General features: G+C 40.4%; 14 protein-coding genes. All 14 read left to right on the forward strand.

Features of this window, described 5'->3' with window-relative positions:
* Positions 1-410: 410 nt before the first annotated feature.
* The 14 genes from HNQ46_RS00500 (at position 411) to HNQ46_RS00565 (ending at position 22,982) form a co-directional block, all read left to right on the forward strand.
* Positions 411-1,922 carry a sugar ABC transporter ATP-binding protein gene (locus HNQ46_RS00500; RefSeq protein ID WP_183681531.1) on the forward strand — a complete coding sequence of 504 codons (1,512 nt, stop codon included), beginning with the start codon at positions 411-413 and terminating at the stop codon, positions 1,920-1,922.
* Positions 1,919-2,866 (forward strand): ABC transporter permease, encoded by a 948-nt coding sequence (locus HNQ46_RS00505; RefSeq protein ID WP_183681534.1) that lies wholly within the window; start codon positions 1,919-1,921, stop codon positions 2,864-2,866. The genes HNQ46_RS00500 and HNQ46_RS00505 overlap by 4 nt, the downstream gene beginning before the upstream one ends.
* Before the next feature lie 25 nt (positions 2,867-2,891).
* Positions 2,892-3,968: a sugar ABC transporter substrate-binding protein gene (locus HNQ46_RS00510; protein ID WP_243155790.1), complete on the forward strand. Its 1,077-nt coding sequence runs from the start codon at positions 2,892-2,894 to the stop codon at positions 3,966-3,968.
* 601 nt (positions 3,969-4,569) lie between these two features.
* On the forward strand, positions 4,570-5,877 hold the full coding sequence (locus HNQ46_RS00515) for an ATP-binding protein (RefSeq protein WP_183681537.1): 1,308 nt from the start codon (positions 4,570-4,572) through the stop codon (positions 5,875-5,877).
* 43 nt (positions 5,878-5,920) lie between these two features.
* Positions 5,921-7,264 (forward strand): SWIM zinc finger family protein, encoded by a 1,344-nt coding sequence (locus tag HNQ46_RS00520; RefSeq protein WP_183681540.1) that lies wholly within the window; start codon positions 5,921-5,923, stop codon positions 7,262-7,264.
* Between the two features lie 68 nt (positions 7,265-7,332).
* Positions 7,333-10,863, forward strand: coding sequence for a PRTRC system protein E (locus tag HNQ46_RS00525; protein WP_183681543.1), 3,531 nt, complete (start codon positions 7,333-7,335; stop codon positions 10,861-10,863).
* 37 nt (positions 10,864-10,900) lie between these two features.
* Positions 10,901-12,121 carry an Mbeg1-like protein gene (locus HNQ46_RS00530; protein WP_183681546.1) on the forward strand — a complete coding sequence of 407 codons (1,221 nt, stop codon included), beginning with the start codon at positions 10,901-10,903 and terminating at the stop codon, positions 12,119-12,121.
* A gap of 136 nt (positions 12,122-12,257) precedes the next feature.
* Complete coding sequence (locus HNQ46_RS00535) at positions 12,258-13,709, forward strand: ATP-binding protein (RefSeq protein ID WP_183681550.1); 1,452 nt, start codon at positions 12,258-12,260, stop codon at positions 13,707-13,709.
* A 38-nt stretch (positions 13,710-13,747) separates the two neighbouring features.
* A complete protein-coding gene (locus tag HNQ46_RS00540; RefSeq protein ID WP_183681553.1) occupies positions 13,748-13,978 on the forward strand; it encodes an Rrf2 family transcriptional regulator in 231 nt (76 codons plus the stop codon).
* Positions 13,979-14,383: 405 nt separating this feature from the next.
* On the forward strand, positions 14,384-15,802 hold the full coding sequence (locus tag HNQ46_RS00545) for an extracellular solute-binding protein (protein ID WP_183681555.1): 1,419 nt from the start codon (positions 14,384-14,386) through the stop codon (positions 15,800-15,802).
* A gap of 100 nt (positions 15,803-15,902) precedes the next feature.
* A complete protein-coding gene (locus HNQ46_RS00550) occupies positions 15,903-16,838 on the forward strand; it encodes a carbohydrate ABC transporter permease (protein ID WP_183681558.1) in 936 nt (311 codons plus the stop codon).
* Positions 16,835-17,650, forward strand: a complete 816-nt coding sequence (locus HNQ46_RS00555) for a carbohydrate ABC transporter permease (protein ID WP_183681561.1) — start codon at positions 16,835-16,837, stop codon at positions 17,648-17,650. Before HNQ46_RS00550 ends, HNQ46_RS00555 begins: the two co-directional genes overlap by 4 nt.
* Before the next feature lie 12 nt (positions 17,651-17,662).
* On the forward strand, positions 17,663-21,034 hold the full coding sequence (locus HNQ46_RS00560; RefSeq protein ID WP_183681564.1) for an alpha-mannosidase: 3,372 nt from the start codon (positions 17,663-17,665) through the stop codon (positions 21,032-21,034).
* 448 nt (positions 21,035-21,482) lie between these two features.
* Entirely contained in the window at positions 21,483-22,982 is a 1,500-nt protein-coding gene (locus tag HNQ46_RS00565) for a sugar ABC transporter ATP-binding protein (protein WP_183681567.1), read from the forward strand.
* Positions 22,983-23,045: the final 63 nt, after the last annotated feature.

Raw genomic sequence — 23,045 nt, forward strand, 5'->3', positions numbered from 1 at the left:
CACATTAAATTGATATTTATGTATTTTTACTACAAAATTATAAATTAATTTGTTTGGCCAAAGTAAACGTATGCGGTTGTTCAAGTGATGGAATATAAAAAGCTATGGTGGCTTTATTTGAAATAGTTAATTATTAATATAAATTAATTGGGTAATAATAAATAATTATAACCATGGAGATGTATGTAAAATCACGAATATGATAGTCGGCATTGACTGTCTCATTACAAGGAATTATAATCCAAAACATAACAATAATATTATCAAAAATAGCCCATGTTATATCCATAATATACACAATTAAGTTAAATATATTTTATTGATATGCATTGTATTTGGAAGAAATGATGGGGAAACTTTTCTTGGATGCATGAAAGTAGATGATTAGGAACTAGCTGTGAGGTAAATATATGAGTCATCTTTTAGAAATGCGAAATATCAGTAAAGATTATCCGGGGGTAAAAGTACTGGACGATATTTCCTTTAGTGCAGAAGGTGGTGAAGTTCTGGCACTTATGGGAGAAAATGGAGCCGGAAAATCTACTCTGATGAAAATTCTGATGGGAATTGCCCAAGCAGATCGTGGAGAAATCTTTCTGGAGGGAAATAAAGAGCAATTTCAAAGTCCCAAGGCTGCTATGGATAAGGGAATTGTCATGATTCATCAGGAACTGAATGTACTATTGGATATGGAGGTTTCTGAAAACATTTTTCTGGGAAGAGAAATCAAAAAGAAGGGGATTCCTGCTCGCGTTGATATGGATGAACAACGGAAACAGGCACAGGCATTTTTGGATTCTGTAGGGATTAAAATTGATGCAAAAGACTTGATGAGAAATCTCTCTGTTGCCCAAATGCAATTGATTGAAATAGTAAAAGCGATTTCTGTTCATGCAAAAGTGATTATTATGGATGAGCCTACTTCGGCAATTACGGAAGCAGAGGCTACAATTCTTTTTGAACAGATAGAAAAGCTGAAAAAAGCCGGTGTTTTGATTATTTATATTTCTCATAAGATGGATGAAATCTTCAAAATTTCAGACAAAATCGCAGTACTTCGTGACGGTCACCTGATACGTGTAGATGAGACCAAAAACTTTACAGAGGAAGATTTGATCCGTGCAATGGTGGGTAGAGAGCTTCAGGATGTTTATCCGAAGAAAACCAATCATCCTGGCAAGGTGTTATTTGAAGTCGAAAATCTTGCAAGTGGAAAATATGTAAAGGATGTTAGCTTTCAGATAAGAGAAGGCGAGGTTGTGGGATTTGCCGGTTTAGTAGGTTCCGGTCGAAGTGAGACAATGGAAGCACTCTTTGGAGTTTCCCCAAGGGAAAAGGGGAAGCTTCGCATTAATGGAGCAGAAATAGAAATTCATAATCCCAAAGATGCTATTCGTCATAAGATTGCATTTGCTACGGAAGATCGCAAGCGATCAGGATTAAATTTGATTGGAAGTATAAAAGAAAATGTAACAATGGTGTCTCTGGCGGAAAAAATAAGTAAACATGGCATCATTCAGGATAAAAAAGAAGGGGAAGTTACTGAGGAATACATCAAGAAGCTACGTATTAAAACACCAAATGGGGATGAGTTTGTAGGAAATCTAAGTGGGGGAAATCAACAGAAGGTGGTTCTAGCAAAGTGGCTTTTAGGAGAGCCGGAAATTCTTATCTTTGATGAACCTACCAGAGGAATAGACGTTGGTGCGAAACATGAAATTTATGAACTGATCAATGTTCTGTCGGAACAAAAGAAAGCGATTATTGTGATTTCTTCAGAAATGCCGGAATTGATGGGAATTTGTGATCGTCTCTATGTAATGTCTGAAGGATATATTACCGGAGAGTTGAACAAAGATGAGTTTAACCAGGAAGCAATCATGAGGCTTGCATCTGCAAGAAAAGGAGGAATGACACAATGAATCGCAAAAAAATAAACTTCAAGAATTACGGCATATTTGTTGTTTTTATAGTGCTGGTAATTATTCTGATGATACTTTCTCCTAATGCTTTTGCTAAACCCAGAAACTTAATCAATGTGGTAAAGCAAGCCTCTATTAATGGCGTTTTGGCATGCGGAATGATGTTTGTTATTATTGCCGGAGGCATCGATCTTTCTGCAGGATCTGTTGTCGCATTGTCAGGCGTTGTTGCAGCCTATCTGGCTCAAATGCAAGGCATTCCTATCATTCTTCCGATTCTAGGGGCATTGGGAACCGGGGCACTGATTGGACTTATCAACGGTTTTGGGGCTGCCTATGCAGAATTACCGCCCTTTATTATTACGCTGGCAACCATGTCCATTGTGCGAGGTGCAGCATTGATCCTCAGTGGGGGCTCTCCGGTATTTGGATTACAGGAACAGTTTGAAGGCATTGCAGGGATTTCTATTGCAAATGTGATTCCGATTTTGGTACTTTACTTTTTACTCATTGCCGTATTTAGTGGATTTATCTTAAACAAAACTGTATTTGGACGTCATGTTTATGCTATCGGCGGAAACAGTATTACGGCAAAAGTTTCCGGAATCAATGTAAAAAGTATGTTGCTTCGAGTTTATATTATTTGCGGAGTGTTTTCCGGTATTGCAGGCTTACTGATTGCATCCAGAACCATGCAAGGCTCCCCCACGGTTGGTGTAGGCTATGAAATGGATGCCATTGCTGCAGTAGTTATCGGCGGAGTAAGTATGTCCGGTGGTTCGGGAAAATGGTATGGAACCATTATCGGTGCATTACTTTTGGCATTGATTAGTAACGGATTAGATATTTTAGGGGTTTCATCCAACTTCCAACAAATTATCAAAGGAATCATTATTGCGGTCGCTGTATATCTTGATTTAAGAGGTAAAAAGACGAGCGCATAAACACTATATTTTTAAGGAGGAAATTATGAAGAAAAGAATTATTGTAGGCTTATTTCTTGCCGTGTCATTGATGATGACCGCTTGTGGAGGAGCTTCCGACAGTAAAACCACTACTGCAGCGGAAACAAAGGCAGAAGCTGAGGCAACTACAGCAGCGGGCAAGGAGGCTTCGACAGAAAAACAGGAAGTTTCTGATGTTGTAAAGGATGCTAAAGCAGAACAGTTTAGCGGGGCGAAAAATGAGGAAAAGAAGTCTATGGCACTCTTTATGTCTCACATGACTAATGAGTTTGTAAAGACTTTATCCTCTTCCGTACAAAAAGAAGCGGAAGAGCTTGGCTACACAGGAGATTCCTTCAAAATCTATGATGGAAAGAATGACGTAGCAACACAGGTGAGTCAGATTGAACAGGCAGTAACACTCGGCGTAGACGGAATCATCATCGAGCCGGTATCTACAGACGGCATCGTGAAAGCGGTAAAGGATGCGGAGAAGGCCGGTGTAAAAGTTGTTATATTAAACCAGAGAATCAGTGATCAGAATGCTGCAGATACATTTGTTGGAGCAGATAATGAATCTACAGGTGCTGCATTAATGAAGAAGGTTATGGAAGACCTTGACGGAAAGGGAAATATTGTTGAGCTTCTCGGCCCAATGGGATCAGACGGACAGGTTGGACGTTCTAAAGGCTTTGATTCTGTTCTTGCAGGGTATCCGGATGTGAAGGTAATTGCATCAGACAGTGCGGACTGGGATACTGCAAAGGCATTAACCCTTACTGAGAACTGGCTTACATCCTCCGACATTCAGGCTGTTGTAGCTCAGAATGACGGCATGGCAGTTGGTGCAGCGCAGGCAGTTAAGGAGGCAGGACTTACAGATAAGATTAAAGTTTATGGTGTAGATGCTACCTCTGATGGATTGAATGCCATTGTTAACGGTGGTATGACAGGAACAGTTTCCCAGGGAACTGAGGATCAGGGTAAGATTTCTGCAGACCTTTGCTCAAATTTGATTTACGGACAGTCTGTTCCTAAGGAAGTTATTGCAACGAATGTAGTGTATACCAAGGAAAACGTTAATGAAATTTTGAAGAAATAAAAATGCTAAGGATAAGTTGAATAGCAAATTTGTAAGAGTTTTTGAATGTTGTGAATCAAAATACTTTCACATGAAGAAGGACTGCAATTTTTTGCAGTCCTTCTTTTGGTCATAACAATATTTAGATTACAGTTCGTGCTTCGTTCTCCGTTTGGTAGCCTCTATATATACCTGCTCGTCTGCTCGTGCGGAAATAACGATGATTTTCATCACAGTGGCTGTGTATTCGACTTTATAGACGACTCGGATGCAAATATCCCGGAATTTAATCTTTAGCAGGTTCTTCCGATTTATGGATATTAAATGGGGATTTGCGTAGAAAACACACTTTTACGAATGGGGATTTGCGCTGAATTTAGCTTTCTTTAAGTGGGGATTTGCGTAAAAAAGGCGATTTTCCTCTATGTTTAAAGAATCAGGAAAGTAAAAAACAGATAGCAGGAATATGCGTCATTACATATTCAATTGTTTTGGGATTTTTCTGTATGAAAAAAATGCAGATTGGAACAAAAAAATCGTATAAACATCTTGATTGAAGTTCAATTTAGAATATAATCTGTTTTATATAGATGAAAAAAATGTTCCAATCTGCAAAAAAATCATGGAGATAGATATGCTACCAAGAAAACAATATGTTAATGAGCTGATGAGATTAAAAGAGAACGGAAGAGTTAAGATTATTACCGGTCTTAGACGAAGTGGCAAGTCAGTCCTTCTTTTTGACTTGTTTCGTCAGCATCTCTTAGACGAAGGAGTTGTTCAGGAACAGATTATAGGGATACAGTTGGATGATTTGCGAAATATGAAATATCGAGATCCACTTCATTTGGATGAATATATTAGAAGCCAAATTACAGATGCAAAAAAGGTTTTTTATGTATTTATAGATGAGATACAGCTGGTTTCCGAAGTAAAGAATCCATATGTGGACAATCAAGAAGCAAAGATTAGTTTTGTAGATGTGGTTCTGGGTCTCTTGAAGATAAAAAATGTGGATGTCTATGTGACCGGCAGTAACTCTAAAATGCTTTCGTCAGATGTGCTTACACAGTTTAGGGATAGAGGAGATGAAATTAGAGTGTTTCCCCTTTCTTTTGCTGAGTTTTATGATGCTTATGAAGGAGATAAGCGGGAGGCCTGGCAAGAGTATTACACCTACGGCGGAATGCCGATGATTTTGGAAATGGATACGCATGAACGGAAAAGTAAATATCTTCGAGATCTATTTGAAAGAACTTATCTTAAGGACATCATGGAGAGAAATAAGATCAAGAACGACGAAGAGGTACTGGCTATACTTCTTGATATCCTGGCATCCGGGATTGGTTCATTGACAAATCCCGGGAAACTGTCCAATACCTTTAAGAGTGAAAGAAATATATCCCTTGCACCGGATACCATTGATAGATATTTGCATTACTTTGAGGATTCCTATCTGCTTCAAAAGGCAAAGCGTTATGATGTGAAGGGAAAAAAGTATATTAAGACACCGTCCAAATACTATTACACTGACTTAGGGTTACGGAATGCCAGACTTGGATTTAGACAAATCGAGGAAACACATTTGATGGAGAATGTTCTCTATAATGATTTGATACGGCGAGGCTTTGATGTAGATGTTGGAGTCGTAGAGATTGCAACTATGGAAGAGAATAAAAAAGTACGGAAACAGTTAGAAGTGGATTTTGTGCTTAATAGGGGAAATGACAGGTACTACATTCAGTCGGCACTAAGCATTGCAGATCCGGAAAAGAAAAAGCAGGAAATCGCATCTCTTCTCAGAATACCGGATTCTTTTAAAAAGATGGTTGTGGTCAAAGACTATTTAAAACCTTGGAAAGATGATAATGGAATCCAGTATGTGGGGATAGAGCATTTCCTCAGGGATGAAAATATCCTTGTGGGATAAAATAACTAGACAGCCCCTCTATTTGTCATGATAGGAGCATCGTATGAGAGAATTTAAAAGCATATCCGGCCTGTATGACGGCAATTTAGCTTTATCCATAGCGCCGGCCCTCACCCCCAAAGGGATAGAGGAAAATCCCTTGTTTTTTCATGGAGAAATCGTGAATCCTGCGATTATCGCGGGAGGGCTTTTGGCCCTTGCAGATATTGTGAGCACAAGATATTTTCAGTATGTGCCTGCAGCGAAGAAGGATCCGGTACTTTCTGCCCAGGGGGATAGGCTTAGAGCGGAATGCTTTTCGGCTTGTAACGGTGTTTATGCAAGGCTGGATATATTCCAAAGTGCTTTGGATGGAGAAATCCTTTACGGTACTACCAATGTGGATATAGGCGTCAAACTAAGACAAGCCCTTTGTAAAATCAAACAGGGAGATAGATTAAAGTTTCTTATCGGCGATGAGGGCTGGAAGAGCTTACACAGTAAGAAGCTTTCGGATGGAACCTTGCTTACGGATATCCTGATAGAGCGCCCCGTGCAAATGCCGGATCGCTGGATTCGAGCTTTGGGAAATTGCGCCGTGCTTCATCAAAAAATGAAATACAAATTTCACCTGGAAGGAATGCCGGCAAAGGCCTTTATTGCAGGGCTTCCTCCTGTTACCGGTAGGGAACAATCCGGATGGCTATGCCCCACAAAAACCGGTGCAATATTGAAGAATAGGGAAGAAAAAGACAGCGTATATATTAGCGGTCTTCATCGGCTTAGCGGGCTGAAGCGTCTCATGAGCCATGCGAACAGGATTAACTTTTATGCTCCGGAAGGGTCTGCTCCCGGGCAAATGATGATAGAGGTATGCATGAGTGGTGCGAGCATTACCCTGAGCCTTACAGCTAAGAGCTATGAAGGCTATTCTGGAGAAGGGGCTTTGCTGGAAGCACTTTCAGACTTAGAGACTTTGGAATGTGCCGACAGAATTGATAATGAACTGAATTTTGAGTCAAGAATTGAACTTGAAAAAATCTCTGCATCCTTAGGCGTGGATAAGAATAATATTCATGATGCTATGGAGCTTCTGGCTGTTTCCGGAAAACTGGGCTTTGATGTTCATGAAAATGCATTTTTCCATAGAGAGCTTCCTGATGACCCGGATAGAGTCTTAAAGGACAATCCGAGACTTGTGGCGGCAAAAAAGCTCATGGAGGACACTGTCTTTGTGGAGGATTCCCTTTGGTATGTGAAGTCGGGGGAGACAAACTACAGAGTGATTTACCCGGAAGGATCCGGAGTGGAAAATGCAAAATGCACTTGTACGTGGTATTTAAAGCATCGAAACAGCAGGGGGCCTTGCAAGCACATTTTGGCAGTAAAATTAAGACAGGGACTGTAATTCTAAGCAGGCAGGAAATATGGTCAAAAGATTAAAATATAGTAGGCAAGCAGATAAAGGAGTTTACTATGGCAAGCAAACTGGAAAGAGCTGTTGAAATCTATCGTTCTTTAGGGTATGAGGAAACAGAATATGAAAATATTTTATCCCTCGGGATAGGAACGAAGGAAGAGCAAGCTATTGCTAGGGATGGGCTAAAATCCGGTGAATGGGTACAGGTCAAACAATTATCCGAGAACCGCTACGGCTTTGCTCCGGTTATAGATGTTGAAGATGTTGACCTTAAAAAGCTTGCTGTCTTTGCCATTCGTATCGGTGTGGAGGCGAAGAGGGCGGCAAATGTGATAGGCCGGGGAGATGAGACTGCTCTTCAGGCAATTATGGCTAGAGGTGAGAACTATGCAGCGCATTTCATTTCCGCTGCCGAAAGCGGCAATAGGAGGGCATGGGAGCATTCCCTCTCCGTCCTTGGTATGCTCTGCCTGAAACTTCTCCACAGGATGAATCTCCCTATTCCGGAATCCGTGGAGTATATGAAGGACTGGGCAGCCGCTTCTTCTGTGATATTGCTGGAGACAAAAAAAGATTATCTATTTGATGATAGCTTTACTTTGGAGAAGGAAGAAATTCTTGGAAGATTTATAGAGCATATCGAAAAGGGAATTTCCCTAAATATGCCAGGAACGGGACCCTTTCCCGATTTGCTTTTCTTTGGAGTAGAGAATCATTTGCTTAGTAAAGAAGCGGCAAAAGAGTATATCTTTGATGCGCTTTATATTGCGAAAAGACCCGGCGACAGAAAAGCATGGGTAGAGCTTTTGGATAAGCTTGGCTGTACAGAAAAGGATTTCCTTGAACGAGCGGAAAATCTTATTCCGCTACTGGGACTGGGGGAAAGCCCTCTTTTAGAGCGAATTGCTCCCGTTCTTATAGAAAATATTTCCGAGGAACTTCTTTATCCGGTACTTATTTCTTGTACTTCCGCTAAGGTCAAGAAAACGAAGAAGATGCTTTTAAATTCGCTTTTAAAACGAGAGAAGCCAAAATCTGCCAATGATTTTGCTGAATGGCTTTCCCTGTATTTGCAGGATGAGGATAAGAGTATTGCCGGTCTTGCAGAAAAATTGGCTCTGTCCTGGGGGCTAGTGTTGGAACAGGAAGAGAGTACAAAAGAATTGCGGGGCTTGTGGAGAGAATGCCCCAAGCTTTGGAAAGTTCCAAGATTTAGCTTGGGAGAGGAAACGGCGGAAAGCTTAACCGACATGGTTGCCCTGCTTTCCGATAGAAAGGAGTGCGTGGAAGATCTTCTTTTTGAACAGTTCCTTGCCTTGGCAAATCAAATCGCATACAAAAATCCTGAAGAAGCCAAAATGAGTCTTCTGGGAATACCCAACAGCGATTCCGGCACTTTATGGACGCTGGGGAAATGGGCAAGAGGAATAGAAATCAAGCCGGTGGAGGAAAGCCGGCAAAGGTTTTGGCAGGGGGAGAAAGAAATTGTAAAGATTCAATATCGGGATCTCTTAACGATGCGAAGAGAGCTACTTTTTCATACCATGGGACAATGGCCCTGCTTACTGAGCACCCCAAGCTTTGAAGACTTAAGCATTTCCGTAGAGGATTTCCTGGAGCGGCTAAGTCTGTACCGAGCGGAAAAATTCTCTTATGTATCGGAGCCGGATTTACAGCTTGCGTTGACACGGTTGGATATGGAGACATTTTCACAGGAAGATATAAGCAAATGCAAGGAAGAAAGAAGCAAATGTGTGGAAAAGCTACAGGAGCTTGACTTAAAAATCCAGCTTCCCTCCGGAGAATTTTTGCAGGATGAAGAGGGAAAGGACATTTTACTGGGGGAGTTGATTGCAGCTTATTTGCATGACCCCTATGTAGAGCCGGACTTCTTCCCGGGAGAAACGCCCTATTGGAAGGTAGAATTGAACATGCCGGAAAGCATTAAGGCACTACCTTATAGACTGTCTTACAGTCATAACGCACTGTTTTCGATTTTCCCGAATTGGGGAGATTATTCCCTTACGGCGGTGCATAGAGATTTCGAAGTTTACCATGGACAAGGCATCATTATGCGACAGCTGGCAAGAAGGAGAAAGCCCCTAAGTAAGGGGGCTCTCATGAACTGGATTGCAGTATTCGGAAGGCTCAGCGATGAAAATGCGGAGGAGGCACTAAAAGCAAATCGAGAAGCCTGGGAGAGAGGCCTTCTGCTTCCGGGGCTAGCGGATATTTCCTATCTGGATTGGAGTGGCGGAGAACTGTCCAACCTGGCAAATCTTGCTGCTGCCATGGACTTTTTGGCAAATGAGGGGATGCTGAGTTTGCTATGGCAGGCAGCCTGCGACACAGTGGAGCAATCCTTAAACTCGCCCAGATTCTTGGCCGGAACTGCGGAGATTGTAAAGTTTTTAAGAGATTATCTGGATGAGGTGATATTTGCGGTAGAAAAAAATCTTGCCTCGAAAGAAGCACTGGAAATGAAGGCTATCCGCATTTTGGCAGGAAAAATCGGCTCCTCGAAGGCCGTAAGCTATGCAAAGGAAATCCTTGAGAAATTGGTTTCCATAGAGATAGAGCAGATACAGAGTGATAAAAACGCAGGATTAAGAGAAAACTCCGGCCGAAAAGATCATGCGGCTTTAAATGAAGATATAAGCTTAATCAATGATAAAGGCTTAAGAGAGAATCAAGGAACTATAGACAATACATCAAAGAGTAAAACAATAGCTTCCGTAAAGCCCCCTGCTGATTTTGAGAAAGGATGGCTTCCTTTACCGGAGGGAAAAGAACTTATAGAAGACCATGTTACTTTTCGGGTAAAAGGACTGGAACTTCGAAAAAACGAAAAAGTTTTTCAATTCGACTTGGATTTACCGGAGGATTCAGACTGTTCCTATCAAGTGGTTATTGCCGGATGGTTATATGGTTTAGCTCATGAGGGGCAGGTTTCAGGAACTAAGGTAGACCGTAGGGGAGACCGAAACGGCAAAATAGACGCTGAAAAAGAAGTATGGCTTCATTATGATAAGGAAAAAGGGAAGATTGTAGTCAGCGAGTGTAGAAACTGGCGCGGAGGAAACAACGCTCCTCTGGAAGGGGAGGCTACGCCCTATTCCAAACTGTTTTTAAGCTTTGTAGTAGCACTTTTGGCTCAAGATGGAGATAGCATCTACGGGGCAAAGAGTTTGTTTAAAGAATTGGTCCAAGCCGGTACATTATCTTTAAAGACAGTGAGGGAAATTACAAGACTGCTCTTAAGCTATGAAGAAATCAGTCCTGCAAAGCTTGTACGCATCGTGGAAAAGGAGAGTGAGCTTCTAAGCATTTGCTGGGGTATGCTTTGGGAATGTATAAAAGATGCGGGATCGAAAACGGTGGAAACAGGAAAACCGCCTGCCTGGATCAACAGAATTTTAGATATTTGCATCTATTATGCAGCGTATTTAAGGGAAGCTGCTAAAAGAGGATCTATTTCGAAAGAGGACGCCCTGTGGCCCGGTCTTTTGGAAATGGCAAACTGCAGTGCTAAATCTACCGCGGTTAAAAAAGCGAAGGAGCTTGCGAAAGTATTGGGAATCGGCTAAATATAGAGTTGGTAAAGTAAAAAAAGGAGTGTAAAGCATGGAATTACTGGATTACTTGGCATGGAGAAATGATGTTCCCCTATCGCTGTCCCCCTTTAACGAGGTGGACAATGTTATATTTTCCTATTTGTCTTATATAGAATTTGGGAAGTTGCTGGAAAAAGGGGATGGCTTTTTCGATTTAAAGGAGCAGTATGAGCATTTTTGTGAAAAGCATTCCATGGAAGAAATCAAGACCGCAGGACAGTTCACGGAGCGAGCACCGCTATTGCTACAAAAGATGATGGAGGGGCCTCGTTTTCAGGATACAAAGGTCGGATATTATGTAAAGGATTTTGACAAGGATACGGTAAAGCAATTTGCCGCCCTTTGCTTTTTACTTCCGGATGGCACTCACTATGTTTCTTTCCGAGGGACAGACGAGACCATTACCGGTTGGAGAGAAGATTTTCTTATGAGTTGCCAATCGGAAACCGCAGGCTCCAAGGAAGCGGTGAGCTATTTCAACAAGGTGGCTAAAGCTTTAGAGGGAAAGTTTATTCTGGGAGGACACTCGAAGGGAGGGAACTTCGCCATGTATGCGGCTGCCTTTTGTGAACCAGAGCACAAGGAACGCATTGTGCAAGTTTATAATAATGACGGCCCGGGCTTTCGAGAGGAGATTATTCAGTCTCCAGAGTTTCAGGAGATACTGCCTAAAATTCTTACCGTTGCACCTCAAAGCTCCATTATCGGGCAGTTGCTTTCCAATCCCGCAGAGCAACATGTGATTCACAGTACGGCAAAGGGCATTTTGCAGCATGATGCCATGACCTGGGAAGCGGAAAAAGATTCCCTAGTCTCTTCAGAACTGGATGAGCTTAGTGAGTACACGAAAACTACCTTGGGAAGCTGGCTGGAAAGCATGGACGATGAAACCAGAGAATCCCTTTGCACTACAGCATTTTCCCTGATTGAAAGTACAAAATCGGAGACCTTTATAGAGTTCTCCGGGAATTTAATGAAAAACATGGAAACTATCTGGAAAGAAATGGGAAAGCTTCCGGAAGATAAGAAAAAAGAAATTATGAATGCTTTAAGCAAGTTGATAGAGAGCAGTAAGGAAGCCGCCGTTTCCCAGATTAAAAGTGGCGGGCAGACAGTAATCAGTCAACTACAGAGTAGCGGACAGGCACTGCTTAGCCAGATGCAAACCGGCAGTCATGCGGCCATTAGTCAGGTAATGGGAAAGACAAAGGAGGAAGGGGAGAAGGTGTAAAGGATAAAACTATCAGTTTTGCTAATTTCTATTTTTTTATATCTTGCCCATCCTTTTTATAATCGCTATAATAATATCAAATCGTGATTTAGTAAATCTGGATTAGATATTTTGCGTTGGCGGGAGGTAAAGTGCTTTGTTTATTGGAAGGCAAAATGAGTTAATTTTTTTCAATAACAAATATAATGAAAATGGCGGACAGCTGATTGTTTTATATGGTAGAAGACGTGTTGGTAAGACGGAAACTTTACGAGAGTTTTGTAAAGGAAAGCCCCACGTCTTTTTTTCCTGTACTGAAACAACAGATGCTGTGCAGCTCAGAAATTTTTCGAACTGTATGTTACGAGAGGAAATTCCGGCAAAAAACTATATCTCTACATTTCATGATTGGGAAACAGCATTTCGCTCCATTTTGGAGCTTCCTTATGGAGAGGAGAAAAAATTACTGATTATTGATGAGTTCCCCTATATGTGTCATGGAAATAAAAGTATACCTTCTATACTACAAAACTTATGGGATATGGAGCTTAGAGATAAGAATGTAATGCTGGTTTTGTGCGGAAGTGCCATGAGTTTTATGGAAAAGGAATTACTGGCAGAAAAAAATCCTCTCTATGGCAGGGCTACAGGAATCTACAAAATGCAGGAAATGGGTTTTTATGATGCGGCTAAATTCTTTCCGAATTATTCTGCAAAAGATAAGTTATTGTCTTATGCTATTCTTGGCGGTATACCACATTATTTATGTCAGTGGAATTCGAATTTATCTCTTGAGGAAAATATAAAAAGAAACATTTTGACGAAGGGTTGTATTTTATATAGTGAGGTGGAGTTTTTGCTCCATCAGGAGTTGAGAGAAACTCCGATTTATAATTCCATTATTGAGGCGGTTGCCTTGGGAAATACCAAGCTGAATGCTATTAGCCAAAAGTCTCTTGTAGAGGATATTTCCAAGACTAGCGTGTACCTTAAGAACCTGATGGAATTGGGCATTGTGGAACGAGAATTTTCAGTGGATGCGGGAATAAAAGAACATGGGAATTCCAATAGAGGAATTTATCGTCTGACGGATAATTATTTTCGCTTCTGGTATGCGTTTTGCTTTACGAATTTTTCTCAGCTGGAAGATGGGGACGTGGATGGTGTCTATGAATATTTAGTTAAGCCTATGCTTCAGCGATTTGCCTCCATTACTTTTGAGTCTGTCTGCCATGAGTTTGTTCGAGAAATGCAGAAAAAGAATGCTCTGCCTTTCCGTTATGCCAAAATGGGGAGGTGGATGGGAAAGACGACAGTTCGTGATGAGTCCATGCCTAAAGGAGTCCGTATAGCAGAGTCTGAAATTGATCTTCTTTGTATCAGTGCCGATGCCAAGCAGTACTTGCTGGGAGAATGTAAATTGAAAACAAGTCCATTTTCTTATTCGGAATATTTGGATACGCTGGCAAAACTTTCTTCCCTGAAAAAAGAATCGAAGTTCTATTATGCGTTATTTTCGGAAAGCGGATTTGATGAGAAAATCATAGCAGAAGCAAGCGGAAATAATACAATGCTCTGTACTCTGGAGCAGATTGTAAATTACAAGTAATCAGCGAAAAGCATAATAGAAATTTTTCTGGAGTAGTTATGCAAGTTTCAACCAAATTTACCATTGCCTTACACATCTTAAATGCGGTGGAAACCAGTGGGCAGGGAGAGCTTTTCAACTTCCATGAGAAGCCTAACCCCAACTGCCCCGTGGGAAAAAATATTCATAGGATTTTGGATGAGAGTCTTTTGGAAGTGCAGAAAAAGTTTGAAGAAGAACTGAAAGAGCATTCCGTGGCAGAGGTATATGAGAGGATGGGGAAGGGGTAAAGATAAGAAGGGATTACTGTAGAACAAATTTACTCAAAAAGAATGTAGCGTTTTGGTTACATTCTTTTTTTTGTAATGCGGAATGGTTCTGTATTACTTTTTTATAGAGAAAAAGTAAATATGTTATGCATCATTTTTAGTACTAACCTTTCATTATAAAACATTTTCGAGATTAAACAATATACACAACAATTTAAATAAAAAACCAATAAATACAATGAAATGTTCCAAAATAATTGACTGATTTATAAGGAAATGATAAAATTACGACTATAAAATTAGAAAATAAAAACAATAAAATATGCTTAATAACTAAAAAACATTAGATTGTGCAAATAATCCTATTGCTCTGTTATGTAACACACTTAAAAAATACATTCACATGCAAGAAGAAAGGAGAACACAATGAAGAAATGGATTTTTGGTCTGGGGATGGGGCTTTGCCTGCTGACTGCCTGTGGCGGTGGGGCGAACAAGGAAGAGGCAAAAGAGAATAGTCAGACCGCTACAGAGGCAGCTAAAGCAGCTGATAAACAAGAAGGAAAAAAAGATGGATTTTCCGGAAAAATTACCTTCACGTACAGGGACAATGGAACCGCTAAAGAAAAGATGGGTCTGTATCGCTGGGTGACAGCGGCTTATGAAACATGGGAACATAAGGATGAGGTAGAGTTGGACATTGCTCCCATTACTGCATCTGAAGGAGATTACTTCACAAAGATTGCTTTACAGCTCGCTGACCCCAGTACTTGCCCGGATTTGGTATGCGAAGATACTTTCCAGTTACCAAATGATGCAGCAGCAGGATATTTAACCGACCTTACTTCCTATCTTAAGGAATATGATGAGTGGGATCAGTATTATGAGTCTATGCAAAGTATTACCTCTGTTGAGGGAGTGTGCTATGGTGTGCCTTATTGTACGGATACAAGAGGGCTTTTCTATAATCGAGGTGTATTAGAGAAAGCCGGAGTTATTCAGGCGGGAGAAGACTGGGAACCAAAGTCCTGGGAGGATATTTTATCCGCCTGCCAAAAGATCAAGGACAGTGACCCGGATGTAATTCCATTTTGGTGTAATTCAGGAAAGGCTACAGGAGAAGCTACATCCATGCAGACCTATGAAATGCTTCTGTATGGAACAGGAGAAAAGCTTCTAGATGAAGATGGGAAGTGGATTGTAGAGTCTCAGGGCATTAAGGATTCCCTAGAGTTTATTCAGAATATTTATAAAAAAGGATATGGACCTTCCTTGGACTTGGTTCTTACTGGACAGGGCGGTTTAAATGCCGAAAGAGAATATTTACCTTCCGGCAAGTTGGGTATCCTATTAGATGGTCTTTGGATTACTGCTCCGTGGAAGGAAGAGGGAGCAGCTCCTTGGAAGAATTATGAAAAAGAATGTGGACTTGCTGCAATGCCAACAAGTAAGGGGCAGGCTCCTGGAACTGTTACTTTATCAGGAGGTTGGGCTCTATCTTTACCGGAAAATGGAGATAATAAGGATGCTACCTTTGACTTTGTAAAACATATGATGAGCGAAAAGAACTATTTGGATCTTGTGCTTTTTGAAGGTGACATTTGTACAAGAAAAGACATTGCTGAGAAGGAAGAGTATAAGGCACAGCCATTCTTTGAATTTGGAACAAAACTTTTGGATACAGCAGGCTACCGTCCTCAGAATGATTTATATTCTTCTGTTTCTACCGGTATTCAGGAAATGGTTGAATCTGTTGTTACGGGAACATCTATCGATGATGCAATTTCTCAGTATGCAGCCAATACAGCAAGCATTGTCGGAGATGACAATGTAGTAAAGAAGTAATGTAATAAAAAACGATGTAATGTAGTTAATGAGTTAAAAAAATTAAGTCAATTAAATAGGGATCATCAGGCTTATTAAAGTGAGAAGAACGGGGGCAAGGATGAAAACAAACAGATTTTTAAGAGAGTGCAGGCAGTCAATTTTGCTGATACCGGCTATGGCACTTTTGCTATTGTTTTTCGTTGTTCCCGTTTTTCTTACTATTTTTTTCTCTTTTACCAATATGGCGCTAACTGGAGCTACGGCAAAAAACTATGATATCGTGGGGATTTCGAATTACATTAGGCTCTTCAAAGATAAAGTAGCATTATCCGTGATAAAAAACACCTTGTTCTTTCTTGCCGGCTCCCTATTAGGACAACAGTTTGTGGGATTTATCTTGGCGTACTGCATGAGAGAATGCTCTGCAACATTTCGGCGTATAGTGGGACCTTGCATCTTGTGCGGTTGGGTAATGCCGGAAATAGTGGTTTCCCTTTGTATGTTAGCCTTCTTCGATATGGAAGGTACAGCAAATACGATTTTGAAGACATTACATTTGCCGATAATTTCCTGGATTTTCGGTTTCCCTATGCTGACCGTTATACTGGCTAATATTTGGCATGGAACTGCGTTTTCTATGCTGAATTTTCAGTCCGCATTGGATCATGTTCCCAGAGATATGGAGGAGGCGGCGCGAGTTGACGGAGCGAATCGTCTTCAGGTTCTGTGGCATCTTCTTATACCTTGTATGAAGCAGACAATCGGTATGAATACCATGCTGAATACATTCTCTACTTTGGGAGTATTTGGTTTGATTTGGGCCATGACCGGTGGCGGGCCGGGTAATAAAACTACGACACTTTCTATCTATATGTACAATGCAGGAATGAAAAATTTTCAGCTGGGTAAGGGAACAGCGATAGGAATTTTGATTTTACTACTGGGTGGTGTATGTAGTATAGGATACAGCTTCCTGTTTTACGAAAGAGAAAAAAAGAGCAGGAGAAAATTTGGGAAAGTAAAAACTACTCTTGCTGAAAGGAGGGAAGGATGAGAAACAAAACTTGGATTTATTATCTAATTTTGGCACTCATTGCCATACTCTTCTTAATGCCTATGTTATGGCTGGTTTTAAGTTCATTTAATGTACATGCAAGACAGGCCCTAAAGTGGCCTGACCAGTGGACATTTAATAACTATCTCACGGTAATACAAAATGGAAGAAATTTACGAGGATTTGGAATTGGACTTTATATTTCCGTAGCACAGGCCAGCCTGGTATGTATTTTATCCTTAATGGCAGCATACCCGCTATCTCGCTATGACCTATCCTATAAGAAGCCTTTGCTGTATGCCATTTTATTTATGACATCATTACCTATGATTGCTGTTATTGTGCCGGTTTATAAGATTTTTGTTCGTTTTCATCTATTAGACAGTATTCCCGGAGTGATTTTGTATTTGACAGCATCCGGCATACCCTATGGGGTTTGGATGATGAAGAACTTTATGGATGGTATACCCAAAAGCTTGGAAGAGGCTGCTTTTGTAGATGGAGCAGATTCAGTGCAATCTATGCTCCATGTGGTGGCGCCACTAATGTTTTCGGGGATTTGTGTAGTATTTATTTACAGTTTTTCAGGGGCTTGGGGAAACTTTTTTATTCCCTATATCCTTTTGAATTCAGAAGCAAAACAACCTGCGTCGGTGATTTTATTTCAATATTTTGGAAAACATGGGGCTATAGAATATGGGGCTCTTTCTGCATATAGTTTACTATATTCCTTGCCTGCCATTTTCTTATATATATTGTCTCAAAAAGTTATGTCGAAGGGCTTTACCATGAATGGTGGAGATAAGGGATAGAAGGAGTTGGATATGGGATTTATTAAAGAGAGAATAGGGAAATTTTTAGAATATCTCAAAGAGCAGATTTATACCAAAACGGAAGAGATTCCATATTGGTATGGAAAAAATGAAGATTATCGTTATTCAGAAGAAGAAAGAAATAATCTTCCCTTGGATCAGTTTTTTACTTTGAAGCGAGAGGAGATTTTTGGAGGACATAGAGCTTATTTTTCTTTTTATACGACTTGGACTGTTCCGGAAAGCTTTTCCGGGAAAACGGTGGTCTTTTCTTTGGAGACAGGAAAAGAGGGGGCTTGGGACGCATTGAATCCCCAATTCTCTCTTTATGTGAATGGGGTTTTAAGACAGGGCTTGGATGTAAATCATAGAGAATGCATTCTGAGTGAAAATGCTAAGGCAGGAGATGAGTATAAAATCTTTTTAACCTGCTTTACCGGAGACCAAAACTATTCTTTGAAAATGATGGGGGCTTTCCGGATTTTAGAGCCAAGAGTGGAAAAGCTGTATTATGACTTAAGCGTGCCTTATGATACCATGTTGCTTTTGGAAGAGGATTCAGAAGAGTACATTACTATATTGCAGAAGATTAATGATGCCATTAATCTTGTGGATTTTAGAGTAGAGGACAGTCCTGCTTTTTATGAAAGTGTAGAAAGAGCAATTGAGTACTTTCAGAAAGAGTTTTATGAAACATATTGTAATAAAGAAAAATTCCCTGTGGTACTGTCTGTAGGGCATACGCATATTGACTGTGCTTGGCTATGGACATTGGCGGTAACAGAAGATAAGGCTGTAAGGAGTTTTTCCACTGTATTGGAGTTAATGAGGCATTATCCGGATTATATTTTTATGTCCTCTCAGCCCCAGCTCTATATGTATGTGAAGAAAAATGCTCCGGAAATCTATGAAGAAATTAAGCAAAGAGTAAAAGAAGGGCGTTGGGAAGTAGAAGGCGGTATGTTTGTGGAAGCGGACTGCAATCTTTCCGGTGGTGAAGCTTTGACCAGACAATTTCTGTATGGTAAAAAGTTTTTTAAAGAAGAGTTTGGAAAAGATAATAAGATTTTATGGCTTCCGGATGTTTTTGGTTATTCTGCAGCGCTTCCTCAGATTATGCAAAAATGTGGCGTGCCTTATTTTATGACGACTAAAATCAGTTGGAATGAGACGAATAGAATGCCTCATGACAGTTTTTTGTGGGAAGGAATTGATGGAAGTCGTTGTTTAACCCATTTCATCCCCAGTAGAGACTATAAAAAGCCGGAAGTAGAAGGTGGATCAGGTCAAGATTTTTATACCACTTACAATGCAGACTTGAATCCATCCCAGGTAAAAGGCTCTTGGAAAAGATATAGCGACAAGGAGCTAAATAAAGAAGTTTTATGCAGCTTCGGATATGGAGACGGTGGTGGTGGCCCTACAAAGGAAATGCTGGAAAAGGATATCAGAATGAAACAAGGAATCCCCGGGCTTCCGCGTACACAACAGGGGACTGCACTGTCTTTTTACGATAGGCTTCATAAAGAACTTTGCGAGAAAAAAGATATTCCCGTATGGTGTGGAGAATTATATTTAGAGTATCATCGTGGTACTTATACGACGATGGCAAGAAATAAAAAATGGAATAGACGAGGAGAATTTGCATTAGAAAACATGGAGGCTTTACAAGCCCTAACAGAACTTTTGTCTCTGCAAAACAATCCTTCCTATCCAAGAGAAAGATTGCATGAGCTATGGCTTATTCTTCTTCGAAACCAGTTCCATGATATTTTACCGGGATCCAGTATCTATGAAGTATATGAAGATTCTAAGAAGGAGTATCATAAACTGTTCTTTGAGCTGGAAGAGTTAAAGAAAGAGGCTCTTCTGGACTTATTAGGAAACGATGCAGTATCAGAGAAAAACGGTCTAAAAGAGCTTTCCAGTGCTTGGTTACAGAGAGACTTCCAAAGTGATGTGGATTGTGCCGGAAGCTGGGAAAATGGAATTCTTGGGAATGCTGATTCCGAAAGAGCAAAACAGACCTGTGATGCAAGTCTGTTGCTATGGAATCCTAAGCAAAATCGACGAGGAGAACTGATCTCCTTGCCATTACCCGGATATGAGAATCCTATTGTTAGCTTGGGAGAAGTAGAGTATCTATTGCAAAAAGGAGAACAAGGTGATTATCTTTTGGATTTACCCTCTCTTCCCGGTTTTGGATTTTCTAAATTTACACTAAAAGAAGGCACTTCACAGGAAGTGGAAAAAGTCAAGAAAAATCAGGGCGAAGAAGATACGAAAACTTTCCTTTGGGAAAAGAGAAATGGAGGCTGCTTATATATTTCGAATCCTTTCTTTGAAATTGAACTTAATGCAAGAGGAGAATTTGTCTCTTTTGTGGATTTAAGAGAAAATAGAGAATTGTTGGCAAAGGGAAGTCATGGTAATGTCTTACGCGTGTTTGAAGATAGACCGCATAACTATGATGCCTGGGATATCAATGACTATTATAGTGAGAAGCCTTATGAGGTTTCAGAGCTTCTTTCTATGGAAGTAGTAGAGGAAGGCCCACTACGCTTTAGCTTGTGTATTGAAAAGAAATTTTTGTCTTCTCGAATTAAACAATGGATTCGTCTGTACAAGAATCATCCTAAGGTAGATTTAGACTATGAGGTGGATTGGAAGGAGCATCTTTTACTGTTAAAGAACTTCTTCTCCTTCGATATTCAAACGAGAGAGGCAAGCTTCGACATTCAGTATGGAAATGTAAAACGCCCTACTCATGCAAATACTTCCTGGGATAAAGCTAAATTTGAAGTCTGCCATCATAAGTGGATGGACTTAGGCGAAGATGGGTTTGGTGTAGCTATTTTAAATGACTCTAAGTTTGGCATTAGTGTAAGAGAATCAACCATAGGGCTTAGCTTACTGAAATCTCCCTTATATCCAAATCCTATGGCGGATAAAGAAATTCATCATTTTTCCTACAGCATTTTCCCACATCAGGGAAGCTGGAAGGATAGTGATATGATTTCTTATGTTTATGCTTTAAACAATCCGGCAGAAAGCTTCTTATTTAGCGAAAGTGCAGGCAATGCATCGGCTTTAAATTCTGCTTTGGGAAATACAGATACTTTCTCTTTCGTACAAGTAGAAGAGAAGAATATACAGCTAGAGTGCTTGAAAAAAGCAGAGCATGAGGAAGCTGATATCCTGAGACTGTACGAGTTCCATGGAAGAAGAGGAAAAGCCAATTTGAGTTTCCATGCACCGATAAAGAAGGCTTATTTATGTAATCTTTTAGAGGAGCAAGAGGAAGAAATTCTGGATACAGGAAACAATATTTGCGTAGAAATCAAGCCATTTGAAATCAAAACTTTGAAGCTTTACTTTAAATAGTATCTAGCTTACTGGTTAACTAATATATAAGGTCATATTACCCTCTTTGCTGCTAAGGCAGTAAAGAGGGATTTTTGCTGGGAGGAATTATGGCAAGATTTTTAAAGAGACTGCTTTATTGAAAAAGTGTATTCAAGCTTTTGCCCTTTTTCATAATTCTCTTATTTTTTGTGGAGAGAGAAAAGATAGACGGATTATTTGCCAGTTGCTAATAAAAGCTCTCAACGATTAGCAAGCATAATTTTGCGAAAAGCTAGAACGGCTTTTGACCGTGCAGAAAGAGTTTGAAGCAGAACTGAAAGAGCATTCCGTGGCAGAGGTGTATGAGAGGATGCATAAAGCATAAAAATTTTCCCCCGAATTCTAAAAATATTCTCCCTTTTCTTTCTTTTTAAATCTTTTAGAATGAAAGAAAAGGGATATTTTAGATTGTGAAAAAGAGGCGAATATGGGGAACAGTTTGGTTCAAATGAAAAATATTGCCAAGTCTTTTTCCGGCACCAAGGTTTTGAAGGGCGTGAATTTGGAATTAAGCCATGGAGAGATTTTGGCGCTCTTAGGAGAAAACGGTGCAGGAAAATCCACTTTAATGAAGATTCTGAGTGGAATCTACAGTAAAGATGAGGGAGAAATCTATTTAGACGGAGAGCTTTGCCATTTTCAAAATCCGAAAGAAGCACAGAATAAGGGTGTTGCCATTATTCATCAGGAGATGAACCTGTGTAATGATTTAAGCGTGAGTGAAAATATCTTCCTGGGTAGAGAAGTGATGGAAGGGTTAAGTCTGAATCATAAAAAGATGGATGAGGAAGCCCAGAAGATTTTGGATGATTTGGGCATCAGCATGAAGTCTACGGAGTTAGCAGGGGACTTAAAGGTATCGGAGCAACAGATGGTGGAGATAGCCAAGGCTCTTTCTCAAGATGCTAAGGTTCTCATCATGGATGAGCCGACATCCGCCTTAAGCAGAAAGGAAATAGAGGATCTTTTCCGGGTAATTCGAAAGCTAAGGGATGAGGGGAGAGGAATTATCTACATTTCCCATAGACTGGATGAGCTTCGGGCGATTGTGGACAAGGTCAGTATATTACGAGACGGGGAAAATGTTACCTCCGGCGACTTAAAAGATTTTTCCATTGATGACATTATCCGCCACATGGTGGGAAGAGAAATACAGGACAAATTCCCTCGAATTCAATGCGAAAAGGGAAAAGAAATCCTTAGGGTAGAGAGCTTAAATGCAGGCCCAAAAGTAAGAGATATTTCCTTTGCCCTCCATGAAGGTGAAATTCTGGGTATTGCAGGTCTGATGGGAGCCGGAAGGACAGAGATGACTAGAGCTCTATTCGGAGTAGATGAAAAGACCTCCGGGAAAATCTACCTTTTTGGAGAGGAAGTCAAGACAAATACACCTAAGGATAGTATAGAGCTGGGAATGGCTTTGATTCCGGAAGACAGAAGAAAAGACGGACTTTGTACGGATTTAAGCATACGAGAAAATATTTCTCTCCCCAACTTGGACAGCATGAAAAATTCGTTAGGTGTTCTTTCCAAAGATTTAGAACTAAAAATCAGTGAGGATACCATAAAAAGCTTGAATGTTAAGGCTCAGGACCGGGAAATGATTTCCAAGAATCTTTCCGGAGGAAATCAGCAGAAAGTGGTTCTCGGAAAATGGCTTGTTCGAAATCCGAAAGTGATTCTCTTCGATGAACCGACCAGAGGAATCGATATCGGAGCCAAGGTAGAAATCTATCAAATCATGAATGAACTGAAAAAGAAAGGGGTAGGGGTTCTCTTTATCTCTTCGGAAATGGAAGAGGTGTTGGGAATGTCCGATCGCATCTTGATATTCTGTGATGGGAGAATCACAGGGGAATTAAGTCGGGAAGAGGCAAATCAGGAAAATATTTTGAAGTTTGCAACAAAGTATGTAGAAAAGGTATAAGCGGGATAATCCGTTACGGAGAAAAGGGCTTTGCTAAGAAAAGCGGGAGTATTAGGCTTAAAA

It is taken from the genome of Oribacterium sinus, assembly GCF_014202695.1.
Lineage (GTDB): Bacteria > Bacillota > Clostridia > Lachnospirales > Lachnospiraceae > Oribacterium > Oribacterium sinus.